General features: G+C 64.4%; 18 protein-coding genes. 10 read left to right on the forward strand and 8 right to left on the reverse strand.

The window, feature by feature from the left end; translation table 11 throughout:
* Positions 1–107: 107 nt before the first annotated feature.
* Together prpB and BM315_RS00595 are read right to left on the reverse strand one after the other, a co-directional pair.
* Complete coding sequence (gene prpB, locus BM315_RS00590; protein ID WP_090496734.1) at positions 108–1,004, reverse strand: methylisocitrate lyase; 897 nt, start codon at positions 1,002–1,004, stop codon at positions 108–110.
* Between the two features lie 432 nt (positions 1,005–1,436).
* Entirely contained in the window at positions 1,437–2,450 is a 1,014-nt protein-coding gene (locus tag BM315_RS00595; RefSeq protein WP_090496736.1) for an AraC family transcriptional regulator, read from the reverse strand.
* A 178-nt stretch (positions 2,451–2,628) separates the two neighbouring features.
* On the opposite strand from BM315_RS00595, the gene BM315_RS00600 reads away from it, so the two are divergent.
* From BM315_RS00600 to nahK, 10 genes are all read left to right on the forward strand, one after another.
* Positions 2,629–3,813, forward strand: coding sequence for an acetyl-CoA C-acyltransferase family protein (locus tag BM315_RS00600; protein ID WP_090496739.1), 1,185 nt, complete (start codon positions 2,629–2,631; stop codon positions 3,811–3,813).
* Between the two features lie 17 nt (positions 3,814–3,830).
* Positions 3,831–4,682: a 3-hydroxybutyryl-CoA dehydrogenase gene (locus tag BM315_RS00605; RefSeq protein WP_090496741.1), complete on the forward strand. Its 852-nt coding sequence runs from the start codon at positions 3,831–3,833 to the stop codon at positions 4,680–4,682.
* Between the two features lie 54 nt (positions 4,683–4,736).
* A complete protein-coding gene (locus BM315_RS00610) occupies positions 4,737–5,405 on the forward strand; it encodes a TetR/AcrR family transcriptional regulator (RefSeq protein ID WP_090496743.1) in 669 nt (222 codons plus the stop codon).
* A 56-nt stretch (positions 5,406–5,461) separates the two neighbouring features.
* Positions 5,462–7,240: an acyl-CoA dehydrogenase C-terminal domain-containing protein gene (locus tag BM315_RS00615; RefSeq protein ID WP_090496745.1), complete on the forward strand. Its 1,779-nt coding sequence runs from the start codon at positions 5,462–5,464 to the stop codon at positions 7,238–7,240.
* A 109-nt stretch (positions 7,241–7,349) separates the two neighbouring features.
* Complete coding sequence (locus tag BM315_RS00620) at positions 7,350–9,008, forward strand: fatty acid--CoA ligase (RefSeq protein ID WP_090496748.1); 1,659 nt, start codon at positions 7,350–7,352, stop codon at positions 9,006–9,008.
* Positions 9,009–9,269: 261 nt separating this feature from the next.
* On the forward strand, positions 9,270–11,810 hold the full coding sequence (gene pqqF, locus BM315_RS00625; protein WP_170862126.1) for a pyrroloquinoline quinone biosynthesis protein PqqF: 2,541 nt from the start codon (positions 9,270–9,272) through the stop codon (positions 11,808–11,810).
* 267 nt (positions 11,811–12,077) lie between these two features.
* The gene (locus BM315_RS00630) at positions 12,078–13,262 is read left to right on the forward strand and encodes a porin (RefSeq protein ID WP_090496752.1); all 1,185 of its coding nucleotides are present in this window, start codon (positions 12,078–12,080) and stop codon (positions 13,260–13,262) included.
* 203 nt (positions 13,263–13,465) lie between these two features.
* Positions 13,466–13,861: a hypothetical protein gene (locus tag BM315_RS00635; protein ID WP_090496754.1), complete on the forward strand. Its 396-nt coding sequence runs from the start codon at positions 13,466–13,468 to the stop codon at positions 13,859–13,861.
* 117 nt (positions 13,862–13,978) lie between these two features.
* A complete protein-coding gene (nosP, locus tag BM315_RS00640) occupies positions 13,979–15,133 on the forward strand; it encodes a nitric oxide-sensing protein NosP (protein WP_090496756.1) in 1,155 nt (384 codons plus the stop codon).
* Positions 15,072–17,711 carry a hybrid sensor histidine kinase/response regulator NahK/ErcS' gene (gene nahK, locus BM315_RS00645; RefSeq protein ID WP_090496758.1) on the forward strand — a complete coding sequence of 880 codons (2,640 nt, stop codon included), beginning with the start codon at positions 15,072–15,074 and terminating at the stop codon, positions 17,709–17,711. Before nosP ends, nahK begins: the two co-directional genes overlap by 62 nt.
* Positions 17,712–18,093: 382 nt before the next feature.
* Here nahK and BM315_RS00650 read toward each other — a convergent pair whose 3' ends face one another.
* From BM315_RS00650 to BM315_RS00675, 6 genes are all read right to left on the reverse strand, one after another.
* The gene (locus BM315_RS00650) at positions 18,094–18,759 is read right to left on the reverse strand and encodes a response regulator transcription factor (protein ID WP_090496759.1); all 666 of its coding nucleotides are present in this window, start codon (positions 18,757–18,759) and stop codon (positions 18,094–18,096) included.
* Between the two features lie 62 nt (positions 18,760–18,821).
* Positions 18,822–19,361 (reverse strand): rhodanese-like domain-containing protein, encoded by a 540-nt coding sequence (locus BM315_RS00655; protein WP_090496761.1) that lies wholly within the window; start codon positions 19,359–19,361, stop codon positions 18,822–18,824.
* Positions 19,362–19,684: 323 nt separating this feature from the next.
* A complete protein-coding gene (locus BM315_RS00660) occupies positions 19,685–20,476 on the reverse strand; it encodes an ABC transporter permease (protein WP_090496763.1) in 792 nt (263 codons plus the stop codon).
* Between the two features lie 193 nt (positions 20,477–20,669).
* Positions 20,670–21,398, reverse strand: a complete 729-nt coding sequence (locus BM315_RS00665) for an ABC transporter ATP-binding protein (protein ID WP_090496765.1) — start codon at positions 21,396–21,398, stop codon at positions 20,670–20,672.
* Complete coding sequence (locus BM315_RS00670; RefSeq protein WP_090496767.1) at positions 21,395–22,360, reverse strand: YVTN family beta-propeller repeat protein; 966 nt, start codon at positions 22,358–22,360, stop codon at positions 21,395–21,397. The genes BM315_RS00665 and BM315_RS00670 overlap by 4 nt, the downstream gene beginning before the upstream one ends.
* 33 nt (positions 22,361–22,393) lie before the next feature.
* A complete protein-coding gene (locus BM315_RS00675) occupies positions 22,394–23,587 on the reverse strand; it encodes an ABC transporter substrate-binding protein (RefSeq protein WP_090496769.1) in 1,194 nt (397 codons plus the stop codon).
* Positions 23,588–23,708 lie beyond the last annotated feature (121 nt).

Consider the following 23,708-nt stretch of genomic DNA (forward strand, 5'->3'; position numbering starts at 1 on the left):
CTGTTTTGACGATCTGGGCAAGGTGAGGGCGGCGTGGCTTTCATCATCACCGGCCTGTTGAATTCGTTCTGTCGAAGCAAGTGGGGCGCAGGCTATGCGCCCACGGCTTATTTCTTGGCGGCGAACAGCGCGTCGAGGTGCTGCTCGAAGGCGTGGTAGTTGATGCGCTCGTAGAGCTCCATGCGGGTCTGCATGGTGTCGATCACATTCTTCTGGGTGCCGTCGCGGCGCAGCGCGGTGTAGACGTTCTCGGCCGCCTTGTTCATGGCGCGGAAGGCCGACAGCGGGTAGAGCACCAGGGACACGTCGACGCCGGCCAGCTCTTCGGTGGTGTACAACGGCGTGGCGCCGAACTCGGTGATGTTGGCCAGGATCGGCGCCTTGATACGCTCGGCGAAGGTCTTGTACATCGCCAGTTCGGTGATCGCTTCCGGGAAGATCATGTCGGCGCCGGCCTCGATGCAGGCGGCCGCGCGATCCAGCGCGGAGTTGAGGCCTTCCACGGCCAGGGCATCGGTGCGCGCCATGATCACGAAGCTGTCGTCGGTACGTGCATCCACCGCCGCCTTGATCCGGTCGACCATTTCCTGCTGGGTGACGATCTCCTTGTTCGGCCGGTGGCCGCAGCGCTTGGCGCCGACCTGGTCTTCAATATGAATCGCCGCGGCGCCGAACTTGATCATCGACTTGACCGTGCGCGCCACGTTGAACGCCGAGGAGCCGAAGCCGGTGTCGACATCCACCAACAACGGCAGATCGCACACATCGGTGATCCGCCGCACGTCGGTGAGTACGTCATCCAGCCCGGTGATACCCAGGTCCGGCAGACCGAGGGAGCCAGCCGCCACCCCGCCACCGGACAGGTAGATGGCCTTGAACCCGGCGCGCTGGGCCAGCAGCGCATGGTTGGCGTTGATCGCGCCGACTACCTGCAAGGGATGTTCGCTGGCGACCGCATCGCGGAAGCGCTGGCCGGGCGTGCTTGGCTTGGAAACGTGGTTCATGACTCAGCCTCTGAGGTTGTCTGGTGCTACACGCCTGGATGCAGGCGTTGGTTTATGGGGGGCCGCGGTGCGGCGCAAATGTCGTGCGGCCTCGGCTCGGGCTTTCCCGGTGGGCTAAGGCACATTTCCCCTGGCGCTGAAGACCATGCGCGTGGCACGCACTGTCAACACATCCAGGAATTTGGTCGAAAATTACCCAGTTAATGTCAGGTGGTCAATTGAAATTCTAAAAATTGTCGACAATATTGATGATCGGTATGTGCGGAGGGGGCAGGTATGTGACCGCGTCGGGCTGTTCGCGCTCAGGCGCGCCGGGCGTCGCTCGGGCTGACGGCGGGAGGGGCGGTTATCGGGGGCGAGTGCGGGGAATGAGGGGGACTGCCGAGCTGTCGACAATCTGTCGGCCGGCGAGGGTGGTTGCCTGGGTGCTGGTTAGGCGTTGCTGTGCCACTTCATCCGGTATTGCCCGGGGCTCTCGCCGGTCCATTGCTTGAACGCCCGGTGAAACGCACTGGCCTCGCAGAAGCCGGCCTTCTCGGCGATCGCGGTGATGCTCAGGTCGCTGTTGCGCAGGCACTCGAAGGCGATGGCGCGGCGTACCTCATCTTTCAGCTCCTGGAAGGAGAAGCCCTCGCGCTGCAGCTGGCGGCGGAAGCTGGCGATGCTCAGCGCACGTTCCTCGGCCATGTCGGCCAGGGTCGGCCAATGCTCGTAACTGCAGTTGCGCAACTCTTTGTATACCTGGGCGCTCAGCCCCTGGCGGTTGCTGAAACGCACGATCAGCCATTGCGGTGAGCTGCGCAGGAAGGTCTTCAGTGTTGCCAGATCCTGTACCACCGGCAGGTCGAGATAGCTGGCGGCGAATTCGATTTCGCTATGGGCGGCCTCGAAGGTCAGGTTCGGCCCCCAGAACAGGTGGTCGTCGCCATGCTCCGGTCGCGGATGGGCGAATTGCGAACGATCGATCGGGATGCGCCGACCCGCCAGCCAGCACAGCAGGCCGAGCACCACGGTCAGGTAGATTTCCTCGGCGACGCTGCGTGCCTGCGGGTCTGGCTGACGATTGTGCAGGTTGATCACGGCGCGGTCGCCGCGTACCGACAGGCTACCGCGGATATCCCGCAAGAACAGGCCGAGGCCGCTCAGGCACTGGCGCAGCGCCTGGCCGAGGTTGTCCGCCTGGATCAGGCCGCGGCAGATCAGGGCAAAGCTGCCCTGGGGCATGCCGTGCGAATCATGGCCGAGGAACTCGTCGTCCAGTTCCCCGGCGACCGCCAGCCACAACTTGGCCAGTTGCGCGGCGGCAACCCGCGCCTTGGGGTCTGCCAGCAGCGGCTCGGCAATGCCCGCCTGGGCGAGCAACTGTGCACTGCGTTGCGGGTTGTTGCGCAGCCCGTAGAGGGCGGCCCGGACGAAATACACGGCCACCGAGTCCTTCTTTTGCATAACGCTCGCTCGCTGCGGGTCAGTTGCCAGGGGTTGCAAAAAGTATCAGCCAAATCGGTAATTTTCGGCATAGGCCAGTGTTCATCGGCTGCCTAGACTACCTCACGCATGAGCAGTGCGCCGCCACAGCGTGCGCCGTTCACGCATCAGTTGGATCTCAATGCCACCGGAGTCTCCTATGTCTAACCCCGAAGTCTATATCGTCAGCGCTGTCAGAACCGCAATCGGTTCCTTCGGCGGCACGCTCAAGGACACCCCGCCCTGTGAACTGGCCACGACCGCGGTCAGCGCCGCCCTGCAGCGCAGTGGTTGTGCCGCCGAGCGGGTCGGCCATGTGGTGATGGGCAATGTCATCCCTACCGAGACGCGCGATGCCTACATTTCCCGGGTGGCCGCGATGAATGCCGGTATCCCCAAGGAAGTCCCCGCGTTCAACGTCAATCGCCTCTGCGGTTCCGGCCTGCAGGCCATCGTCTCGGCGGCGCAGAGCCTGCTGCTGGGCGACTGCGACATCGCCATCGGCGGCGGTGCCGAGTCCATGAGCCGCGGTCCATACCTGCTGCCGGGTGCTCGCTGGGGTGGCCGCATGGGCGACATGCAGGCCATCGACTACATGCTCGGCATCCTCCATGACCCGTTCCAGCGCATGCACATGGGCATCACCGCCGAGAACATCGCCGAATTGCATGGCATCAGCCGCGCCGAGCAGGACGCCCTGGCGCTGGTCAGTCAGCAACGTGCGGCGCAAGCGATTGCCGAAGGACGTTTCGCCGGTCAGATCGTGCCGGTTGAAATCAAGAGCCGCAAAGGCACCCAGCTGTTCGAGGTCGACGAGCATGTGCGCGGCGATACTTCGCTCGAGCAACTGGCGGGCATGCGCACCGCGTTCAAACAGGGCGGCACGGTCACCGCCGGCAACGCCTCGGGCCTCAACGATGGCGCGGCGGCGGTGGTCCTGGCCAGCGGCGCGGCAGTGCAGGCCGACAACCTGCGCCCGCTGGCCCGCCTGGTCAGCTACGCGCATGCCGGCGTCGAGCCCGAGCTGATGGGCCTGGGGCCGATCCCGGCAACCCGCCTGGCCCTGCAGCGGGCCGGCCTCAAGATCGCCGACCTGGATGTGATCGAGGCCAACGAAGCCTTCGCCGCCCAGGCCTGCGCCGTGGCCCGCGAACTCGACTTCGACCCGGCCAAGGTCAACCCGAATGGCTCGGGCATTTCCCTCGGCCACCCGGTCGGTGCCACCGGCGCGATCATCGTCACCAAGGCCATCCACGAGCTGCATCGTACCCAGGGACGTTTTGCCCTGGTGACCATGTGCATCGGTGGTGGCCAGGGTATTGCCGCGATCTTCGAGCGCGTTTGAGCAGGCGGGAGACGACCATGAGCGACGAGATCATCGGTGTCATTGGCGGCGGCATCATGGGCAGTGGTATTGCCCAGGTGTGTGCCCTTGCAGGTCTGTCGGTCGCGCTGGTGGACATATCCGAAGCCGCCCTGGTCAAGGCCGTGGCGAGCATCGAGCGCAACCTTGGCCGGCAGGTGGACAAGGGCGCGCTGAGCGAGCAGCAGCGCGCCGCCGCGCTGGGGCGCATCGGCACCAGTAGCGACTATGCCAGCCTGAGCGACGCCGGTCTGGTGATCGAGGCGGCTAGCGAGAACCTGGAGCTGAAGCTGCGCATCCTCAAGCAGATCAGCGAGCAGGTCGGCAGCGAGGCGATCATCGCCAGCAATACCTCGTCGCTGTCGATCAGCCAGTTGGCGGCCGTTGTCAGTCAGCCCGAGCGCTTTATCGGCCTGCATTTCTTCAACCCGGTAGCGCTCATGACCCTGGTGGAAGTGGTTCGCGGGCTGGAAACCGCCGAGGCTTGCCATGCCCGCACCCTGGCGTTCGCCGAGCGCATTGGCAAAACCGCGATCAGCGCCGGCAACCGTCCGGGTTTCGTGGTCAACCGGATTCTGGTGCCGATGCTCAACGAGGCCATCTTCACCCTGCAGGAGGGCCTGGCCACTGCCGAGGACATCGACACCGGCATGCAGCTGGGCTGCGGTCAGCCCATGGGGCCGCTGGCGCTGGCCGACTTGATCGGTCTGGATACCCTGCTGGCAATTCTGCAGTCCTTTCAGCAGGGTTTCGGCGATCCCAAATACCGTCCGGCCCCCTTGCTCAAGGAACTGGTGGCGGCCGGTCGTCTCGGGCGCAAGAGCGGTCATGGTTTTTATCGTTATGGCTGACCAGCCGGAGCCAGGGATGGCCCAGCGCTGGCGTTTTCCGGGAGTCATGTCGGCATGAATACCAAGCGATCGTGCCCTGACGAGTCAGGGGCAGCGCTCTCGCGACTCGAGCAGATCCGCCGCAAGGCGCTGGAGCTGTTCGCCGAGCGTGGCTTTGCCGAGGTGGGCATGCGTGAGCTGGCCCTGCACCTGGGGATGGGTGCCGGCTCGGTGTACCACCATTTCCAGAGCAAGGAACAACTGCTGTTCGAGCTGATCGAGGAACTCTATGAGGATCTGCTAGACGCGGTTCTGCTCACCGACAAGGGCGCTGCCCACGGCCGCCTGCAGGCGCTGCTGCGGGCACACGTAGCCCTGCACGAGCACCGCGGTCTGCATTTCCTGATGGCCGAGCGGGAGTATCGCTGTCTCTCGCCGCAGCACCAGGGTCAGATCCAGCAGCTGCGCAGGCGCTATGAGGAAAAGCTCCTGCTGCGCTTGCTGGAGGCCGGCGCTACAGGCTCGCTGCCGGTGCTCAAGGCCACCGTGCAAGCTGTCGTCGCCTGGCTCAACAACCTGCCGGCCTGGCTGGATCAGTCTGGTTTGTCCCCGGCACAGAGACAGGAGGTGATCGGCGGGATCGTCCTCGGTTCTCTGTCCGGCGTTTTCAAGCAGCCGACAGCGGCTGCAGATAGCGCAACCGTAGTTGCGTTGCGCGTCCCTGGTGCAAGCCCGCGCGGCTGACCTTTCTATTAATCGGGGCATGCGCAATGCCCGCACACTGTCCGAGTAATTCAATCATGTCTGACTATCAAGCTCCCCTGCGCGATATGCGCTTCGTGCTCAACGAGGTGTTCGAAGTGTCCAAGCTGTGGGCCCAGTTGCCGGCCCTGGCCGAAGTGGTGGACGAAGAAACCGCCAGCGCCATCCTCGAGGAAGCCGGCAAGGTCGCCGCCGAGGTGATAGCCCCGCTCAACCGCAGCGGTGATGAGGAAGGCTGCTCCTGGGACAACGGCGCGGTGAAGACCCCGGCCGGTTTCCCCGAGGCCTACAAGACCTTCGCCGAAGGCGGCTGGGGTGGCGTTGGCGGCGACCCGCAGTTCGGCGGCATGGGCATGCCCAAGGTGATCTCGGCCCAGGTCGAGGAGATGGTCAACGCCGCCAACCTGTCGTTCGGCCTCTACCCGATGCTCACCGCCGGCGCCTGCCTGTCGCTCAACGCCCATGCCAGCGAAGAGTTGAAAGACAAGTACCTGCCGAACATGTACGCCGGCACCTGGGCCGGTTCCATGTGCCTGACCGAGCCGCATGCCGGCACCGACCTGGGCATCATCCGCACCAAGGCCGAACCCCAGGCCGACGGCAGCTACAAGATTAGCGGCACCAAGATCTTCATCACCGGTGGCGAGCAGGACCTGAGCGAGAACATCATCCACCTGGTGCTGGCCAAGCTGCCGGACGCCCCGGCGGGTCCGAAAGGCATCTCGCTGTTCCTGGTGCCCAAGTTCCTGGTCAATGCCGACGGTTCGCTGGGCGAGCGCAACGCCGTATCCTGCGGCTCGATCGAGCACAAGATGGGTATCAAGGCCTCGGCCACCTGCGTGATGAACTTCGACGGCGCCAGCGGCTGGATCGTCGATGCGCCGAACAAGGGCCTGGCGGCCATGTTCACCATGATGAACTACGAGCGCCTGGGCGTCGGCATCCAGGGCCTGGCCCTGGGCGAACGCTCCTACCAGAACGCCATCGAGTACGCTCGCGAGCGCATCCAGAGCCGCGCGCCGAGCGGCCCGCAGGCCAAGGACAAGGCGGCCGACCCGATCATCGTGCATCCCGACGTACGCCGCATGCTGCTGACCATGAAGGCGCTGAACGAGGGCGGCCGCGCCTTCTCCAGCTACGTCGCCATGCAGCTCGACACCGCCAAGTTCAGCGAGGATGCCGCTACCCGCAAGCGCGCCGAAGAGCTGGTGGCACTGCTGACCCCGGTGGCCAAGGCCTTCCTCACCGACATGGGCCTGGAGACCACTATCCACGGTCAGCAGGTGTTCGGCGGCCACGGCTTCATCCGCGAGTGGGGCCAGGAGCAGCTGATCCGCGACTGCCGCATCACCCAGATCTACGAAGGCACCAACGGCATCCAGGCCCTCGACCTGGTCGGGCGCAAGGTGATCGGCAGCGGCGGCGCCTTCTACCGGCACTTCGCCGAGGAGATCAAGGCCTTTACCGACTCGGCCGATAGCAGCCTGGCCGAGTTCGTCGAGCCGCTCAAGGCCGCCATCGCCAACCTGGAGCAGATGACCAGTGATCTGCTGCAGCGGGCCAAGGTCAACCCCAACGAGATCGGCGCGGCCTCGGTCGAGTACCTGCAGGTGTTCGGCTACACCGCCTACGCCTACATGTGGGCCTTGATGGCACGCACCGCACAGGCCAAGCAAGAGCAGGACGACTTCTACGCCAGCAAGCTCGGCACCGCGCGCTTCTACTTCGCCCGCATCCTGCCGCGCATCCACTCCCTGACCGCCTCGGTCAAGGCCGGCAGCGAGAGCCTGTACCTGCTGGACGCCGCGCAGTTCTGATCGACCCAAGCCCGGGCCCACAGGCCCGGGCAAACTCCGGATTGCCGTTGTACGTACTGCGCGCCGATCCGTTACTCAAACGCTCAATAAGAACCAGGTAGACCTCACCATGGTGAAGACAAAAATAATTACCCCCGCACAAGGTGCCTACAACTATCCCTTGCTGATCAAGAGCCTGCTGCTGTCGGGCCAGCGCTACGAAGCCGAGCAGGAGATCGTCTATGCCGACAAGCTGCGCTTCAGCTATCGCACGCTCAACGAGCGTATCCACCGTTTGGCCAATGCCCTGACGGCTGCCGGGATCAAGGCCGGCGACACCGTGGCGATGCTGGATTGGGACAGCCACCGCTACCTGGAATGCTTCTTCGCCGTGCCGATGATTGGCGCGGTGCTGCATACGGTGAACATTCGCATGTCGCCGGAGCAGGTGCTCTACACCATGAACCACGCCGAGGATGACCTGGTGCTGGTGCATGATGACTTCCTGCCGCTGCTCGAGCAGATCCAGGGTGAGCTGACCACCGTCAAGGGTTTCATCCAGCTCAGCGACGAGGGTGCGCCCGCTACCGCGCTGCCGGTGCTTGGGGAATATGAGCAGCTGCTCGCCCAGGCGGCGGCGATCTACGACTTCCCCGACTTCGACGAGAACTCGGTGGCCACCACCTTCTACACCACCGGAACCACCGGCAACCCGAAAGGCGTGTATTTCAGCCACCGCCAGTTGGTGCTGCATACCCTGAATGCGGTCGGCACCCTGGGCGTGTACCAGGGCGCGCCGCTGCTGCGTTCCGACGACGTCTACATGCCCATCACGCCGATGTTCCATGTGCATGCCTGGGGCGTGCCCTATGTGGCGACCCTGATGGGGATCAAGCAGGTCTACCCGGGGCGCTACGAGCCGAACAGCCTGGTTCGCCTGTATCGTGAGGAAAAGGTGACCTTCTCCCACTGCGTGCCGACCATCTTGCAGATGATCCTGAGCTGCCCCGAAGCGGCGCACACCGATTTCAGTGGCTGGAAGATGCTTCTGGGCGGCAGCGCCCTGACCCTGGGCGTGGCTGGCCAGGCTGCCGCCAGAGGGATGCTGGTGCACAGCGGCTACGGCATGTCCGAGACCTGCCCGCTGCTCTGCGTCACCTACCTGCGGACGGCGGAACTGCAGCAGCCGATGGACGCGCAACTGGCCGTGCGGATCAAGACCGGGGTGCCGGTGCCGATGGTCGATCTGCGCATCATCGATGCCAGCGGCAACCGGGTGGCTCACGATGGTGTGGCGCAGGGCGAGGTCGTGGTGCGTGCGCCCTGGCTGACCCAGGGCTATCTGCATGAGCCCGAGAAGGGCGCCGAACTGTGGGAGGATGGCTGGTTGCATACGGGCGACATCGCCTCGATCGACCCCCGTGGCGGGGTGGAGATCAAGGACCGGATCAAGGACGTGATCAAGACTGGTGGCGAGTGGATCAGCTCGCTGGAGCTGGAGAGCCTGATCAGCAAGCACCCGGCCGTGGCTTCTGTCGCCGTAGTGGGTATTCCCGATGATCAGTGGGGCGAGCGGCCGATGGCCCTGGTGGTTTGTCAGCCGGGCCAGGCAGTCGAGCAGAAGACCATTGAGGTCCACCTGCAACAGTTCGTCGACAGCGGCCACATCAACAAGTGGGCGATCCCCAAGCAGATCAAGTTCGTTGCGGATATCCCGAAAACCAGCGTCGGCAAGATCAACAAGAAGCTCATCCGCGAGAATGAACTGGCGCAAGGGCGTGCCGAGTAAGCAGGTTGCAATCTCCTGGACAGCGCCCTGCGCCGAGTGATGGCAATCAGCCGTGACGCACCGCCGGCGACCGACCGGATCGATGCGAGGCCACGTCCGCTATCGATCCGGTCCTTGCCTGGGTAAGTGGTCAATCGCTGAGCTCGCCAGGCAATCGGCTGGGGCTTTGTGCGGTTGCAGCTACTTCCAAAGCACTATTGCCCTTCGCTTGCCTGGTGTTCGATGCTGAAATGCCGAAACCTGCCAGAGCCGAGTCTCGCTATGCCTGCCGCCTGCAACTTCCCTGCGCTCAATGTTGCGCAACCCGAGTCTCGGCAGTTGGCCAACGGGCTGCAGGTGGCGATGCTCAGCCTGCCGGGTACGGTCAAGGCGGCGCTCAGCGTGCGGGTCGCGGCGGGTAGTCATGACGAGCCGGACGATTACCCCGGCCTGGCGCATTTTCTCGAGCACCTGCTGTTTCTCGGCAGCAGTGGCTATGCCGTCGAACAGAGTTTGATGGCGTTCGTGCAGGCCTGTGGCGGGCAGGTCAATGCCTCGACCCAGGCACGCCATACCGATTACTTCTGCGAGGTGCCGGCGGATCGACTCGAAGAGGCTCTGGTCCGGTTGCTCGACATGCTGGCCAATCCGCTGCTGGACGAGGCCGCGCAGTTGCGCGAGCGCGAGGTGGTGCATGCCGAGTTTCTCGCCCGCGGCCGGGATCCGGACACCCTGGTGTCGGTGGCGCTGGGTCAGGCGTTGCCGGCCGGGCACAGGTTCGCGGCTTTCCAGGCCGGTAACCGTGACACCTTGGCCGTCGAGCAGGCCGGGTTCCAGCAGGCATTACAGGCGTTTCACCAGCGGTTCTACCAGGCCGGCCAACTGTCGCTGCTGGTGGTTGGGCCGCAGCCGCTCGATGAGTTGCATGCGCTGGTCCAGCGGCACGGCGCCGCGTTGCCGGGGCGGGGCAGGCAACAGCAGTCGCCTGCGGCAGCGTTATTGCCGTTGCGCCTGCAGCAGTTATGCATGACCCTGCCCGGCGGTGCGCCATCCTTGCAACTGGCGTTCGCCCTCGAATGGGTCCCTCCCGAGATGGACGAGGCGCTGGATTTTCTACAGACCTGGCTGCGCTCCGAGGCCCCGGGCGGTTTGCTCGCCGGTATGCGCGAGGCGGGTCTGTGCCAGGGGTTGCAGGTCCGGCTGGTGTATCGCTACGCCGATCAGGCCATGTTGCTGCTGAGCTGCGCGGGCGTCGATCAGGCGCCTGCAAGCCAGGCCGCGGTTGCGGCCGCCGTGCTGAGCTGGTTGGGCTTCTTTGCGAGTGCCGATCGGCGCGGGGCTTTGCATGAGCGCTATCGGACCATCCAGCGCTGTCGCCTGAACAGTTTGCCAGCCTTGGCTTTGGCCCGTCATTGGCAGGATTGCCTGGCGGCCGGTTGGAACCCGGCTGACGGCTTGAGCGGGGCAGGGCAGACGGCGCTGGCAGCGCTGCTGGAACAGATGCAAGACGCTCGGCGTCAGGTCAGGCTGTTCGGCGGCAGCGGACAAATGCCCGATTGGCCCGCCGCGGGCTTTGCCCTGCAGATGCAGGAGACGCCGCCGGTGTGCGCGGCGCCTCGCACCTGGGCGTGGCGGTTGCCGCCGGCCAATCCGTTTATTGCCCCCGCAGCTGGTCCAGTGCCTGCCCTTGACATCGCGGCCCGGGTGCGTTGGTTGCCGGCTCAAGCCGCGGGCGGACAAGGCGTGCTTTACTGGCGCTGCTGTCTGGCCGAGCGGGTCGACGTAGTCCTGTTGCAGGCACTGCTGGGGGTGGCGTTGCGTAGCCTTGTAGCTGATGCGGCGGAGGTCGGAGTCGCCTTGCACGTGGTCGCCCGGGATGAGGGCTGGCAACTGTCGCTGCACGGACCTGCCGCTTTGTTGCCTGCGGTCATGCAACAGGCGCTGCCAGTGTTGCTTCGCCCCGCGCCCGATGCCTGGCCGCAAGGGCGGCGCGAGGCCCGACAGGCTGCGGCCCAGGCGCAAGCCGAGATGCCATTTCGCCAGTTGCTCAAGCGCTTGCCCGAGTTGTTTGCGCCGCCCAGGCGCGAGTGTGCCGCCCTGACCCCGCAACGTTTGCACGAGTGCTACCGACAGGCGCGCTTCGATGGCCTGGGCATGGGGATCGACACGACCGAGCAACTCGCCATCGAGCGATTGTTCCACTCGGTGGCGGCGCTGCACTCGGCCGAAGCGCCGGTCATGGGGCCGGCCGGGCGTTACTGGCAGGACGCCGCCATCGACTGCAGTGACTCGGCGTTGCTGCTGTTCTGCCCGTTGCCGGCCGCAGATGCCGCGACCGAGGCTGCTTGGCGATTGCTCGCACAGCTCTGCCAGGGGGCCTTTTTCCAGCGTCTGCGTAGCGAACTGCAACTGGGCTATGCGGTGTTTTGCGGGTTCCGCCAGGTGCAGGCGCATCGCGGCATCCTGTTCGCCGTGCAGTCGCCGCATGCGTCGGCGGAGCAAGTACTCGGCCATATCGAGGCGTTTCTCCAGGCCCAGGGCCAGCGCCTGGCGGCACTCGATGATCGGGCGCTCGCCCGGGTGGCCGACGAGCTACGCCGGCAGGCCCAGGCGGGCAGTCCGCAGGAGCTTGCCGAGCGGCACTGGCAAGCACACCTGGCTGGTTTGTCCGCACAGCATGAGATGGACGTGCTGCAGGCCTTGGCAAGGCTCGATCGGTCGCAGTTGCTGGGTGCTCATCGTCAACTGAGCGAGGCTCAGGGTGGTTGGCGGGTACTGGCCAATGCCGCCACGCCGGTATCGGGTTGGTCATCGCCAAGCTGATCCATTGCGCTATTTCTTCCTTCGATCCTCCACCTCGGGCATGTCGTCGATCCGGCGGCAGGCCTGCGTGCACTTTGGCGTAAAGGTCTACGACCTTTGGCTCGCTCCGTGGTCTGGCCAGGTCTTACGTCTTATTGTGCGAGCCGTCGCGTCCGGCCAAAGCAGCACTCAATTAGCGCCATAGCAGCGTATGGCTGATGGTGCTGCTTTTCGATAATCGCCTCCGAACCGACTGACCGACGGTCATTCCCTCAAGCGGAGAGCGTTATGAACAACAAGAAAATCGCCAATACCCGATTCCTGCCTCTGGCGCTGACTGCTGCCGTCGCCCTGGCAACAGCCCAGCAAGCGGCCGCGGAAATCGTCCTGTATGACAAGGACGACACCACGTTCTCCACCGATGGCTATATCAATGCCTTCTATGTGAACAGCGATGTGGATCGCGAAGGCGAGCAGTTCGACCGCCGTCAGTCGCGGGTGAAGATGGGCTTTCTGCCCAACTGGATCGGCTTCAACTTCGGCAAGCAGGTCGACGATCTCAAGCTCGGCGGTCGTTCCTCGTTCTGGGTGACCATCAACGACAGCGAGACCAACGGCACCGGCACCGCCATCGACGTGCGCCAGTTCTACGGCACCGTGGCCAACCCGGAGTGGGGCGAGGTGCTGGTGGGCAAGGACTTCGGCCTGTTCTCGCGCTCCAACATCTTCCTCGACGAACTGCTCGCCGGCTACGGCAACGTCAGCGATACCCTGGGCCTGGTCGATGGCACCGGCGTGTCCTTCGGCAACATCGGCACCGGCTACCCCTATCCGTTCCCGACCTCGCAGATCACCTACCGCAACAACAACCTGGCCGAGGGCCTGCGTTTCGCGGTCGGCATCATGGACCCGGTGGACACCAACGACGACAGCGCCGTTGGCAAGTCCTACCAGGAGGAGCCGCGTTTCGAGTCGGAAGTCAGCTACCAGTTCGATCTCGGCGGCGCGACCATCTACTCCTGGCTCAATGGTGCCTACCAGACCTCGGACAACACCGACGACACCGTCGACAGCGTCACTTCTCAGGGTGTGGGCTACGGCGTACAGGCCAAGATCGGCGGCCTGTCGCTGACCGGCTCCGGCTTCCAGGCCGAGGGCATCAACCCGTTCTTCACCAATAACGCCGGTGAAGCCACCCTGCGTGAAATCGACAGCGAAGGCTATCTGCTGCAGGGCTCCTACACCTTCGGCAAGAACCGCTTCGCCCTGTCCTACGGCAAGACCGAGGACGATGGCAACGGCCTGGGTACCGCCGCCGACTACGAGACCCGTGGCGTCGCCTACTTCCGCACCATCAACGACAACCTCAAGCTGGTTGCCGAATACAACCAGTACGAGATCGATGCGGCGACCGGCAGTGGCCTGGCCGAAGACACCGATACCTTCGCCGTCGGTGCCGTGCTGAGCTGGTAAACCCTGAGGTGAAACAACCGGACAGGGCAGCCTGTCCGGTTTTTATCTATGGGGGCGCCTAGAGGTGGAAATGCTGATCGATAGCCTGGATGTACTGCTGATCCTGCTGCCGGTAACCGGCTTGTTCCTCGTCCTGCCGATTGTGCTGATGCGCTGCATCTGACTGCAGCATACTTACCCAACACCCATGAAAGGATGCTCCGATGCTGGGTATATGGCATCTTTACGCGACGGATTACCTGCTGGTCCTGACAATCTCGACCACCCTGGTTTTCGCGTTGCCGATCTTTCTCGTTCCGCTGGCCTGGGCCCGACTGATGGGTTGGCGGATCCCCACGCACACTGACCTGGCGGTCTACTTCGGCCGCTGTCTGGGGGCGTTCATCCTGATCCTCGAAGCCATGATGCTGCGCGCGGCCTTGACTGGCGAAGCCATCCACACGGTCTTTGAACTGCTCGCCGCCACGGCGCTGATGATGATAGTGGTGCACGTCTATGGCGCCTTGCGGCGTATCCAGCCGCTCAGCGAGACCCTGGAAATCGGTTTCTACGCCGGCTTGTTGCTGCTGACCCTGCTGTTCTGGCCGTTGTCGGCCTGATGCTGTCGTATACCGCTACTTAGGGAGGAGGTCGACACGACTCAAGTTGCATGGGTGGCCTGTGCGGACCTTCGTAGAATCATCCCATGACAGGTGGGTTTTCTATTGGGGCACGTTATGCAGCAGGAACGGACAGAAGGGGTTGTCACCGCCACCTCATGTGCCACGGATGTAGAGCTGGTGGCGCAGGAGCTGGCACGGCAGCTGATTCATCCGCACCTGGGCTTCGTCCTGTTCTTCTGTTCCGCCGAATACGACTTGCAAGCACTGGGCGCGGCGCTGGAGCAGTATTTCGGCGGCATCGAGCTGGTCGGCTGCACCACGGCCGGCGAGATCACCCCGCAGGGCTATGGGCGCGGTTGCGTCAGTGCGGTGGGGTTCGATCACCGCAGTTTCTCCATCGCCAGCGCCCTGATTGACGAAATGGAACGCTTCAGCCTGATCGACGCCCAGCAACTGGTCGAGCGCCTGGTCAAGGACTGCCGCACCAACGAACTGGCCTCGATCAAGGGCCACAGCTTCGCCCTGACCCTGCTCGACGGCCTGTCCAGCCGCGAGGAGGTGGTGCTCGGTGCGCTCAGCGCGGCCCTGGGCAGCATCCCCCATTTTGGCGGCTCGGCGGGTGACGACAACCACCTGACCCACACCCACGTCTACCACGGCGGCCAGTTCCACACCGGTGCGGCGGTGGTGGTGCTGTTCAACACCTGGCTGGATTTCGAGGTGTTCAGCACCCATCACATCGAACCCTGTGCCGAGAAGCTGGTGGTCACCCGGGCCGACAGCGCTGGCCGGCGGGTCTATGAGTTGAACGCGGCACCGGCCGCGCAGGAATACGCCGAGTTGATCGGCGTGCCCCTGGAGGCGCTCGATCATCGGGTGTTCGCTGCCAACCCCCTGGCCGTGCGCATCAGCGAGCAGTACTACGTGCGCTCGATCCAGCAGGTCAACGACGACCTCAGCCTGACCTTCTACTGCGCGGTGGAGAACGGCATCGTGCTCACCGCGATGCGTCCCGGGCCACTATTGCCCAATCTGGAAAACCTGTTCGACGGCCTGCGCGAGCGCCTCGGGCCCTTGTTGCTGACTATCGGTTGCGATTGTTTTCTGCGTCGTTTGGAGATCGAAGGCCATGGTGGCGTCGACCCGGTTTCGGCCTTCCTGCGCCGCCAGCCGGTCATAGGCTTCAATACCTACGGAGAGCAGTTCAATGGCATGCACATCAACCAGACCTTTACCGGAGTCGCCATTGGCCGTCCCGGCCGAGGCTGATGTCGCCGAGCTGCAGGCCCGCTGTCAGGCCCTGGAAAAGGAGAACCACAAGCTCAAACGCATCAACACCGCGCTGATCGAACGGGTCGAGTCGATCCACTCGCGCGGCGACGATGCCTACGCGGCCTTCCAGCACTCGGTGGTGCTCGCCGAACAGGTGCGCGAGCGCACCGATGCGCTGAACCAGGCCATGGCCGAGCTGAAATCCAGCAACCAGTTGCTCAGCGACGCGCGCCTGCGCGCGGAAACCGCGCATCAGCATTTGATCGACGCCATCGAGAGCATCTCCGATGCCTTTGTGCTGTTCGACAGCGAGCAGCGCATCGTCCTGTTCAACAGCCGCTTCAAGTCCTTCTGGGCCCATAGCCGCGCGCGGATCAATGCCGGCACCCGGCTGGCGGAGATCAAACGCCTGAGCAAGAGCACCGGCCTGGTGGTCGAGGAGCAGCGCGGCAACCGCGACGAGCACATGCTCTACCGTCTGCGCGACGGACGTTGGGTGCAGGTCAGCGAACGGCCGACCCGTGAGGGCGGCCTGGTGATCCTCTACACCGACATTACCGAGGTCAAGCAGAACGAAACCCTGCGCCGCGAGCAGGCCCTGGCGCAGAAGTCGCGCCTGCTCCAGCGCGCGGTGGACAATCTGTCGCAAGGCATGGCCATGGTCAATGCCGAGGGCCAACTGGAGCTGTGGAACCACCGCTTTCTCGACCTCTGCGGCCTGGCACCGATCAACGCCCATCGGCCGTTCGCCGAGGTCATGGCCGACAGCGAGTTGCAACTGCTGACTCCCGACAGCCGCGATGCCAGCGGCAAACCCATCGAGGAACTGGAACTGCGCCTGTTCGACGGACGCATGCTCGAAGTGCGCACCCATCCACTGCCCACCGGCGGCTTCGTCAACACCTTCACCGACATCACCGAGCGCTACCGGCATGCCGAAGCGCTCAGCGAGAGCGAACGCTGGATCCGCCTGATCACCGACCACGTGCCGGCGCTGATCGCCTACCTCAACGCCGATCTGGTCTACGAGTTCACCAACAAGGTCTACGAAGAATGGTATTTCTGGCCGCGCGGCGCCATGCTCGGCCAGAGCCTGCGCGAGGTGCACAACGAAGAACACTGTCGGCGCCTGGAGCCCTATATCGAGCGGGCGCTATCCGGCGAGAGCGTGACCTTCGAGGTGGCGGAAACCAACCACAATGGCCAGGAGCGCTACATGCTGCGCTCCTACGTGCCCAATCGTCAGGCCAGTGGCGAGGTGGTTGGCATCTTCGTACTGATCCGCGACATCACCGAGCGCCGGCGCACCGCCGAGGCGCTGCATCAGGCCTATCAGCACCTGGAGCAGCGGGTGCGTGAACGTACCGCCGAACTCACCGACCTCAATGCCCAGCTGCGCTGCGAAATCGACGAACGCACGCAGATGGAAGCCCGCCTGCGCGAAGCCAAGGGCGAGGCCGAGCAGGCCAACCTGTCGAAAACCAAATTCCTCGCCGCGGTCAGCCACGACCTGCTGCAGCCCTTGAACGCCGCCCGCCTGTTCACCAGCGCGCTGCTGGAAAAACGCGAGCTGGCCGAAAGTGCGGCCCTGGTGCGCAACGTCAGCAATTCCCTGGAAGACGTGGAAAGCCTGCTCGGCACCCTGGTGGATATCTCCAAGCTGGATGCCGGGGTGATCAAACCGGATATCGCCCCGTTCGCCGTCAGCGAACTGCTGGAAAACCTCGCCGCCGAATACCACCAGATCGCCGGCAGCGAGGGCCTGCGCCTGGACTTCGTGGCCAGCTCGGCGCTGGTGCGCAGCGACATCCAATTGCTCGCGCGGATCTTGCGCAACCTGCTCAGCAACGCCATTCGCTACACCACCAGCGGGCGCATCCTGCTCGGTTGCCGCCGGCACCGGCAGAGCCTGTCGATCGAGGTCTGGGACACCGGCATCGGCATTGCCGAAGACAAACTCGGCGAAATCTTCCAGGAGTTCAAACGCGGCGACGTCACCCACCGCAAACAAGACCGCGGCCTGGGCCTGGGCCTGGCCATCGTCGACAAGATCGCGCGCATGCTCGGTCATCGCATCCGCGTGTCCTCGCAATTGGGCAAGGGCTCGATGTTCTCCATCGAAGTACCCCTGGCCACCCGCGCGCCCAGGGCCCGGGTGGTGCATGACACGCCCGATCTGCTGCTCGAGCGCCTCAGTGGGGCGCGCATCTGGGTGCTGGATAACGATGCGGCGATCTGCGCCGGCATGCGCACCCTGCTAGAAACCTGGGGCTGCCAGGTGGTCACGGCCTTGAGCGAAGAAGACCTGGCGCGTCAGGTCGACAACTACCACGCCGACGCCGACCTGCTGATCGCCGACTACCACCTCGACGACGGCCACAACGGCGTCGATGCCGTGGCCCTGATCAACTCCAGGCGCAGCACACCGCTGCCGGCGCTGATGATCACCGCCAACTACAGCAACGAACTCAAGCAACAGATGCGCGAACTCGGCCACACCTTGATGCACAAACCGGTACGGCCGATGAAGCTGAAGACGGCGATGAGCCATCTGTTGGACAGGGGCGCAGGCTGATGCGGTGTTGATTTTGTAGGATGGTGTTGAGCGCAACGATACCCAACATGCGGGTTATGTCCCCGGTTGTCGTGGCTGAAATCCATGATGGGTTACGGCGCGGTTGGTCTGCTGGCAGCGGGTCAATTTGCGCGCGCCTAACCCGACAGGATGATCGTTACGCTCAACCCATCCTGTGGGCTATCCGGAGCGGCGACCGTCGATCCGTAGGGTGTGCGGGGCCGCCTAGGCCGCGGACACCTGCTTGATCTGTCGCGGCCGGGTGCGCCTGTCTGGCGTCGGAGGAGCGTAAAGCAGAATGGATCATTCGACGGAAATTGCGGCCGCCTGAGGTGCGCACGGCGCACCCTACAGGCGCCATGCAGCGTCGCCTGGGGGCGGTTCAGCGACGCAAATAGGCAGCGAAATCGATATCACCGGCGGACAGGATCGCCTGCACCCGATTGTGCACGTTGAGCTTGCGCAGGATGGCGGAGACGTGGGCTTTGACCGTGGTTTCGGCGATGTCCAGGCTGTAGGCGATCTGTTTGTTCGACTCGCCTTTGGTCATGCGCTCCAGCACCAGCAACTGCTTGCGGGTCAGGGCTTGCAGCAGTTCCTGGGGGAAGCCGTGGTGCTCTGAATGGCTGCGGTGGGTGGTGTTCTTTTGCGAGCGGATGATGTCCGGCGGCAGGTAGACATTGCCGTTGAGTATCTGCTGGATGGCATCGGTCATCTGCGCGCGCGGCGAGGACTTGGTGATGAAACCGACGGCGCCATAGGTGATGGCCTGAAGGACGATCTGTTTGTCCTGCTCGGCGGAAACGATCACCACCGGGATGGTTGGCGCGTCGTTGCGCAGGTTGATCAAGCCGTTCAGCCCGTGCATGCCGGGCATGTTCAGGTCGAGCAGGATCAGGTCGAGGTCGTCGTTTTCCACGGTCATCGCCAGGGCGCTGTCGAGGTCGGCGGTTTCCATGATTTCGCTACCGGGGAAGCCGTCGCTGATGACGTTGTGGATGGCTTCGCGAAACAGCGGATGGTCGTCGGCAATCAGAATCTTGTACATGGCCTTTCACCTCATTGTTTTGATTATGGTGTGGCTGTAGCCGCAGGGAAATGCTTGCAGGGTTACGGCATGACGAGCGGTTGCGCGGGGATCAGGGACAGACCGGCCTGTTGCCAGCCGTCGATGCCGTCGCGATACCAGTGGAGGTCACGGTAACCAGGGGAGTGGGCGCGCTTGCTGGCATTCCAGACGAACCTGCAGTCGGCGCCGCAGTAGAACACCAGCGGCCGGCCTTTGTCGCCATGGCCGGCCTGTTGTTGCTGGCGGTTGAAGTGATTTTGCCTCGGACTGCTCAATTGGTCGTCGCCAGCATTGGCTAGCTCCGGGTTGCCGGGCGGGTTGATGTGTGCTCCTTGTTTGATGAACTGGCCATGCCGCCACTGACGAGGATGAGCGTCGGCCGGCGGTGTCTGCAGTGGTTCGTTCAGCAGGCGTTGTACGCTCAGGGAGTCGAAGGCGCGCGCGTGTTCGGCTTGGGAGGGTGTGGGGCTGAAGCGATAGCCTTCCGCGGAAAACAGGCTCGGCCCGGTCGGCAATGGGGCGGCCAGTAGTAGGCTTGGGATCAGTGAAAGACCCGTCGATAGGGCCAGGCAGTGCTTCATCGCCTTAAGTCTCGGTTCTTTTTGTGTGCGTATTACAGGGCAATACCCCTGCTTTGGAAATTCTACATTGGAAAGGGAAAGCAGTACCAAAGTAGTAGAAGTCCCCGCTGGAGCATGCGGTCTGCGTAGGAGCGGCGCATGGCCGCGAATGAGCTTGGCGCGGTTTGGCGGCAGAGCATGGATGGCTGGCATTGGCTCGGCAGGGCAAAGCCGCGTCTTGCTGGTGTGGGTGATAGCGGGGCGCAGTCTGGAAATTATCGCGGGGATGAAACTGGGCGCCACCCCGCGCTCCTGCGGGTATGTGACGTTCGTAGGAGCGGGTTTTAGCTGGCCCGACGCAGGGCGGCGTGTTGCGGGTTGAAGGTGGCTACGGCGAGCACGGCGAACAGCGCAGTCAGGCCCAGGCAGATCAGCAGGGCGCTGACGCTCAGGCGCTGGTAGAGGGCGAAGCGTACCAGCTCGACCGCGTGGGTGAAGGGGTTGAGCGCACAGAGCCAGTACAGCCATTCGCTGGCCTCGCGCATCTTCCACAGCGGGTAGAGCGCCGAGGAGAGGAAGAACAGCGGGAAGATCACGAAATTCATCACTCCGGCGAAGTTCTCCAGCTGGCGGATGCCGTTGGACAGCAGCAGGCCCAGGGCGCTGAGCAGCAGCGCCACCAGCAGCAGCGCGGGCAGGGCCGCGAGCAGGCCCCAGAGCGGCGGCTGCACGCCGTACAGCCAGGCGATGGCGAGGAAGGCATAGACCTGCAGCAGCGAGATCAGGGCGATCGCCAACAGTTTGCTGGCGAGCAGGAAGGCGCGCGGCAGCGGGCTGGTCAGCAGCACGCGCATGCTGCCCATCTCGCGGTCGTAGACCATCGACAGCGAGCCCTGCATGCCGTTGAACAGCAGGATCATGCAGGCCAGCCCCGGGACTATGTAGGTCTCGTAGGTGATGTAGGTGTCGTAGGGCGCGATGATGGCGATGCCCAGTGCCGCGCGGAAACCGGCGGCGAACACCAGCAGCCACAGCAGCGGGCGCACCAGGGCGCTGAAGAAGCGCGAGCGCTGCAGGACGAAGCGCAACCATTCGCGCTGCACGATGCCTTGCAGGCAGTACCAGTAGGCGTTCATGGCTGCGGCTCCTGGTATGAGCAATGAAAGAGCGACGCAGTCGAGACCGCTGCCGCGTTGCGAGGTGTCCGTAGGAGCGGGCCATGCCCGCGAATGGGTGTCGAATGCTCGAGTGGATCGCGGCCATGGGCCGCTCCTACGCGATTGCGCCATACCCGTGGATGTGTGCCGCTGGGCATTGGCCATAAAGCGTTCATACCCGTGCCTCGCTGGCGGTCAGGCGTTCGAAGGTGGCGGCCAGGCTGGCGTCGTCGGCGCCGATCTGGCTGGCCAGACCCTGGGCGACCAGGCGCCCGCGGTTGAGGATCAGCAGCTCGTCGCTGGCCTGCACCTCATCGAGCAGGTGGGTGGTCCAGAGCACCGCCAGACCATGATCGCGGCAGAGCTGGCGCACATGCCGGTTGAGCGCCAGGCGGCTGGCCGGGTCGAGGCCGACGCTGGCCTCGTCGAGCAGCAGCAGACGCGGCTGGTGCAGCAGGGCGCGGGCGATCTCCACACGGCGGCGATGGCCGCCGTTGAGGTCGCGGACCTTGTCATGCCGGCGTTCGTTCAGCTGCTGGCGCGCCAGTTCCTCGTCGATCCGGGCGCTGGCCACTGGCTTGGCCATGCCGTGCAGGGCGGCGTGGTAGCGCAGGTTTTGCTCCACGCTCAAATCCAGATCCAGGGTGCTCTGCTGGAACACCACGCCGAGTTGGCGCAATGCCTGACGCGGCTGCTGGCGCAGGCTGCAGCCCATCACCTGGATATCGCCCTGCTGCAGGTCGTAGAGGCGGGTGAGCAGGGCGATGAGGGTCGACTTGCCGGCACCGTTCGGTCCCAGCAGGGCGGCGAAGCTGCCGGGCGCGACGTTGAAGCCGACGCCCTGCAAGGCCTGGCGCGCGCCGTAGGCAAAACCCAGAGCGCTGACCTCGAGGGCGTTCACGGGGTGACGACCACGCCCCAGGGATAACGGCCGACCTTGATCGACTTGGTCACCTTGAGCGATTGCATGTCGATCACCGAGACGTCGCCGCTGACCCCGTTGGTGGTCAGCAGTTGACTCTGGTCCGGGGTGAAAGCCATGTGCCAGACGCGCCGGCCGACCAGCAGATAATCGAGTACCTCATAGGTCTTGGCGTCGACCACCGCCACGTGGTTGGCCGGACCGAGGGCGACGAAGGCCAGCTTGCCGTCGGCGCTGAGCTTGACCCCGACCGGCTGCACCTTGTCCGGGTGTACGCCCTTGATCTGGAAGGTCAGCACCTTCTCGATCTGCCGGTTGGCGACGTCGATCACGCTGACCGTGCCGCCGATTTCCGCCGAGGCCCACAGGCGCTTGCCGTCAGCGTCGAACTCGACATGCCGCGGGCGCTGGTCGACCAGGGTGTTGTCGACCAGGGTCTGGTTGCTGGTATCGATCCAGTGCAGCATGTTGGTGGTTTCGCTGGTGTTGACCGCCCACTTGCCATCGGGGCTGACGGCCATGCCTTCGGGTTCGACGCCAACGTCGATTTGCGCCAGCACCTCGTCGCTCTGAGTATCGACCACAGTCACCAGCGCATCGTCTTCGTTCGAGATATACAGCCAGCGGTCGTTGCGGTGCAGGGCGAACTGCTCGGGATCGGCGCCGGAGGGCAGCTCCTTGATGATTTTGCGGGTGGCCAGGTCCATCACCTGGACCCGATCCGAATCGCTGGCGCAGATGTACAGCAGCTTGTTGTCGCTGGACAGCAGCAGGCCGCGCGGACGCATGCCGACCTCCAGGGTGGCGCTGACCTCCATGCTGGCGAGGTCGATCACGCTGATGCTGTCGTCCTTCTCGTTGGACACATAGGCGGTGGCGGCGAGGCTCGAAGTGCTGGCCAGGGCCAGGCTGATGCTCGCGGCGAGCAGGGCGATACGCATGGGATTGTTCCTCTTGTTATTGAAGGGCATGAATCAAGGTGCTGCAGCGGCGAGGTTGCAACTGACCTCGGGCGCGTCGTAGCCGAGGCTGTCCAGCTCGCTGCTGGGATGGAGAAAACCGTCCTGCGGCGAGTTGCTGACCAGGGCGCGGGGCTGCACCAGGGGGATCGGTTGGCGCAGTTGGCCGTTCCAACTGCGGAAACTCAGCTTGCGGCCCTTGAAGCCGTCCAGCGGCAGCTGATCGCTGAGGGCCAGCGCGCGAATCGCCTTGGCGTCGCTCTGGCGCAGTTTGCTCACCGCGCTGGCGATGCTGCGTACGCCGAGCCAGGCGGCGAAATCGCGGTCGTTCATCCAGCGCTGGGCATGGGCCTCGAAGCGTTTCTGCAACTGTGCGGCGCCGTAGGTCTCGACCGTCTTGTGCCAGCCGGTGGGCGTCAGGCCCTGGGTGCCGGCGACGGGGCGCGGGTACCAAGTCTGGTAGGGCAGGTATTCGCCGAAGTCGCCGCGCTCGTCGGCCACCAGCACCACGTCGTATTCCTTGGTCTGGGTGAACAGCGGCATCTCCGCCTGGGCGCTGCGGCGCTGGTCGTTGTCGAAGCTCCAGGCCTTCTCTGCGACTATCTGGTGGCCGAAGCGCTTGGCCGCCCGGCGCAAGGCCGCGGCATAGGCCTGATCGTCCTCGGTCGGCCCTGTGATCAGCAGCCAGCGCGACCATTTGCGCACGGTGAGGAACTGCGCCAGGGCATCGGCGAGCATCGCCCGGCTCGGCAGGGTGTGCAGCACGTTGGCCAGGCATTCGCTCTGGCGCAGCTTGTCGTCGGCGCTGCCGGCGTTGATCAGCAGGCTGTCGCCGAGCGCCTGGCTGAGTTGGCGCAGGGTCGGCGCGGGGGCGTTGACCACGAACAGGCGCACGCCCTGGCCATGCAGCGCGGTGGCGGCAGCGAGCAGGCTGGCGCTGTCGTCATGCTCGGCGACGTCGAGGCTGTAGGCGTGCTTGAGGAAGCGCCCGGTGCTGTTGCTGTCGGTGATCGCCAGTTCGGCGCCGCGCCGGCCGGCGTCCGTGGGTTCGGGGATGACATTGGACAGCAGCGGCCCGGTGTCCGGGATATAGGCCAGGTAAGCGATGCGCACCTGCAACTCGGCTGCCGGGCTGTCGGCCTGGCTCATGGCCGCATAACCGAGGCTGACGGCGACCCAGAGCAAGAGGTGACGACTGATCTGGCGCATGGACAACTCCTGTGTAGGTGCCGTCAGCATAGGAACAGTGGGCGGGTGGGGGAATATGCATAAAGTACCAGGCGGCCCGTACCAAGGTAGTAAACCGGTGCGGGGCAAGGGGTTTTAGCAT

Origin of the sequence: Pseudomonas borbori, assembly GCF_900115555.1 — a bacterium.
Taxonomy (GTDB): Bacteria; Pseudomonadota; Gammaproteobacteria; order Pseudomonadales; family Pseudomonadaceae; genus Aquipseudomonas; species Aquipseudomonas borbori.

Coding starts and splice junctions, on each gene's coding strand:
- prpB (WP_090496734.1), bottom strand. CDS start 1,004: ATGAACCACGTTTCCAAGCCAAGCACGCCCGGCCAGCGCTTCCGCGAT.
- BM315_RS00595 (WP_090496736.1), bottom strand. CDS start 2,450: ATGCAAAAGAAGGACTCGGTGGCCGTGTATTTCGTCCGGGCCGCCCTC.
- BM315_RS00600 (WP_090496739.1), top strand. CDS start 2,629: ATGTCTAACCCCGAAGTCTATATCGTCAGCGCTGTCAGAACCGCAATC.
- BM315_RS00605 (WP_090496741.1), top strand. CDS start 3,831: ATGAGCGACGAGATCATCGGTGTCATTGGCGGCGGCATCATGGGCAGT.
- BM315_RS00610 (WP_090496743.1), top strand. CDS start 4,737: ATGAATACCAAGCGATCGTGCCCTGACGAGTCAGGGGCAGCGCTCTCG.
- BM315_RS00615 (WP_090496745.1), top strand. CDS start 5,462: ATGTCTGACTATCAAGCTCCCCTGCGCGATATGCGCTTCGTGCTCAAC.
- BM315_RS00620 (WP_090496748.1), top strand. CDS start 7,350: ATGGTGAAGACAAAAATAATTACCCCCGCACAAGGTGCCTACAACTAT.
- pqqF (WP_170862126.1), top strand. CDS start 9,270: ATGCCTGCCGCCTGCAACTTCCCTGCGCTCAATGTTGCGCAACCCGAG.
- BM315_RS00630 (WP_090496752.1), top strand. CDS start 12,078: ATGAACAACAAGAAAATCGCCAATACCCGATTCCTGCCTCTGGCGCTG.
- BM315_RS00635 (WP_090496754.1), top strand. CDS start 13,466: ATGCTGGGTATATGGCATCTTTACGCGACGGATTACCTGCTGGTCCTG.
- nosP (WP_090496756.1), top strand. CDS start 13,979: ATGCAGCAGGAACGGACAGAAGGGGTTGTCACCGCCACCTCATGTGCC.
- nahK (WP_090496758.1), top strand. CDS start 15,072: ATGGCATGCACATCAACCAGACCTTTACCGGAGTCGCCATTGGCCGTC.
- BM315_RS00650 (WP_090496759.1), bottom strand. CDS start 18,759: ATGTACAAGATTCTGATTGCCGACGACCATCCGCTGTTTCGCGAAGCC.
- BM315_RS00655 (WP_090496761.1), bottom strand. CDS start 19,361: ATGAAGCACTGCCTGGCCCTATCGACGGGTCTTTCACTGATCCCAAGC.
- BM315_RS00660 (WP_090496763.1), bottom strand. CDS start 20,476: ATGAACGCCTACTGGTACTGCCTGCAAGGCATCGTGCAGCGCGAATGG.
- BM315_RS00670 (WP_090496767.1), bottom strand. CDS start 22,360: ATGCGTATCGCCCTGCTCGCCGCGAGCATCAGCCTGGCCCTGGCCAGC.
- BM315_RS00675 (WP_090496769.1), bottom strand. CDS start 23,587: ATGCGCCAGATCAGTCGTCACCTCTTGCTCTGGGTCGCCGTCAGCCTC.